2 protein-coding genes are annotated in these 2,341 nt (G+C 57.2%); both read right to left on the bottom strand.

Going from position 1 to position 2,341, the window contains the following annotated elements:
* Nucleotides 1–198: 198 nt before the first annotated feature.
* Nucleotides 199–1,482: a tail protein X gene (locus ACIQWP_RS31855; RefSeq protein ID WP_402796478.1), complete on the bottom strand. Its 1,284-nt coding sequence runs from the start codon at nucleotides 1,480–1,482 to the stop codon at nucleotides 199–201.
* A gap of 86 nt (nucleotides 1,483–1,568) precedes the next feature.
* Nucleotides 1,569–1,922 (bottom strand): phage tail protein, encoded by a 354-nt coding sequence (locus tag ACIQWP_RS31850; RefSeq protein ID WP_402796475.1) that lies wholly within the window; start codon nucleotides 1,920–1,922, stop codon nucleotides 1,569–1,571.
* Nucleotides 1,923–2,341 lie beyond the last annotated feature (419 nt).

Raw genomic sequence — 2,341 nt, 5'->3', positions numbered from 1 at the left:
AGCTCTGATCGCCCGGAATCTCGAAACTCAGGCTGCATGAGGGTGGAGAACACGGCACCTATCCAACCTCTCGCAATGTTTGCAACAGAGCCCGTCGTGGTGCCTTTCGTTCTAATCAGCATTGGTGTTCTGGTTCTGCACGAAGCGGGATCGATCTCGTTAATCCGATAAAAGCCTGACGTGATAGGGCGCCTGCACCTAGTTCTCATCCGTCCGGCAAAACCGGCGCGGCGTAAGAAAGGCGGAAGGTGTGGCAGGCGTGCCCGGCGCTCTATTGGGCGCGACCTTGCCGACAGCATCCGAAGCGTTGGGCGAGCTACCACTGGTCTCGCCATCGCCGCTCTTGCTCTCGCTCTCGTCTTCGGTCGCCGACTTGCCGTCGTAAAGCTGCCCGGAAACGTCAACCTCAAAACCCGCTGACTTTGTGTATTTCAACCGCGTCGTCTTGATGATGTAGGGCACACCATCAAGTCCAGGGCGAACCTCTGCAAAGAGCAACGGCAAACCCGCGTCAATCGCCGGATCGCCGACAACAGTCACCGACACGGCACCCTCGCCGCGCGCAAGCTCTTTCGCCTTGTCGGCTTCGGTGGGCGAAGAAAAGGCTTCCGGAATGCGATAGACGCTATCGCCATCCGCGTCCGCTTCCGCCTCGATTTCGACCCGCTTCGCGTTGTCGGCATCCTGATAGTAGCACACGACCTTGCTATATTTTGTACGGTCGCTGATATCGACTTTCAGCGTGCCGGTTTTGATAACCGAAGGCGTGAGAATGACCGAGCCGAGCGACGAACCGGAGGCCGAAAGGCCGGAGCCACGCCGGGCGAACAACAACCGCCCGTGTTTGACGGCAAAGAGAGCATTATGCCGATCTGCGAGCCGCCGCACGAAATGGATATTGGTTTCGTCCTGCTGGCCTATCCAGTCGTAAGTATGCTCCGCAAGTTCGACATCCACGGCAGGCGTCAATCCGCTCTCGCCGGCAATCTCTGCGATGATGTCGCCAAGCTTGGCCCTATCCCAAGCACGTTCCTGCCTCTCTTTCAGTTTGCCGCCGCGCAGGTCCGCCGCCTTGCCAGAAATCGACATCTTGTAGGGCAGGCAATCAAGGCCGATCTTGTCGGCGGTGAATTGCCCCTTCGATACGAGGTCGACGCCATACCCCATTTTGACCGAGATGATGGCACGCTTGCGCGGAAGGGCGAGGAAATTCGGCGGGCCGTCGTTCAGCTCGATATCAACTGAATCCGACTTTAAGCCCTCCTCATCCGTCACGGTGACGGAGATAAGCCGACGCTCCGCGCTCGCACGCGGCGTGTCAGGCATTATGATGTCTGTGCCGAGCGGCAGGATCGCGCCAAGAGCGGCAAGGCCACAATTAGCTGAAAGCACCGTCTCCACCACACCAGCAGTGCGGCCATAGTGAGCGAAACAGGCGCTATCGACCGTCTCGCCCTGTCGGGTTGTGTAAGTCTTTGCCATGTGATCACCGGAAGAGGTTAGAAAGGAATGAGCTTGCGCTGTCGAGCAAACCGCCGTCGTTTCCGCCGGCAAGCGTTTGAGCGAGATCACATAGGCATTGCGGCGGGCAACCCCGCTGGCATCGTGGAAGACATGTCTTCCTCGACTGACTGCACCGTGAACATGCCGCGAATGACGCCCTCTATTGTGTCGCCGCTCACCATCATCATTTCCGTGCCGGCCAATTGCGCTGCGATGATGCCGTCAAGTTGCGACTGCCCGTCGAATTCTTCGGGAAAGAAGACGCCCTGAATCGTCACCTCGTCGGACGTTGGGCCTGTCCATTGCTGCGGATTGAGGCTCTGCCCCACGGAAATCTCAACCCAAGGCGTATTCACCTTGCGCTTGATATTCTGATAGCCGAAGCCCAACGCCTCGAAGGCGTAGCCTCCGAGCATCATCGATGTTACGCCCCTATGATCTACCTAAAATTGAAGTGTTGGGGGTTTGAATGTCAGAGAGTGTGCAGGGCGAAGCGAAGCCAAAGAGCGAATGGCCACGGCGAATTGCGATAGGGGTCGCGGTTGCTGCCGGCATCTATGCTTATCAAAATTGGGATTCGGTTTCGGTCGAGCTTTTCTGAGCATCCGCTTATCCGGCGTCCATTCGTGTCGACAATGGCAGCGAATTCATCTCCCGAGACCTTGATCTAGACACCTCTCATCCAACTCTTCATTAACGAGGCTCTTGCGATAGTCGGGAAAAATGTGCCCGTCGTGCCCATGCGGTGACGTGCCCCCGTTAAATTAGGCCATTTAGAACTGGAATTTTCCACTTATGATCCCTGCGGGGAAGAGAGGAGAATTCGATGAAGGCCTCG

Source organism: Rhizobium sp. NPDC090279 (assembly GCF_044769665.1).
Classification (GTDB): Bacteria; Pseudomonadota; Alphaproteobacteria; order Rhizobiales; family Rhizobiaceae; genus Rhizobium.
The sequence above is the reverse complement of the archived record's forward strand: the minus strand, read 5'-3'. Positions and strand labels throughout refer to the sequence as shown.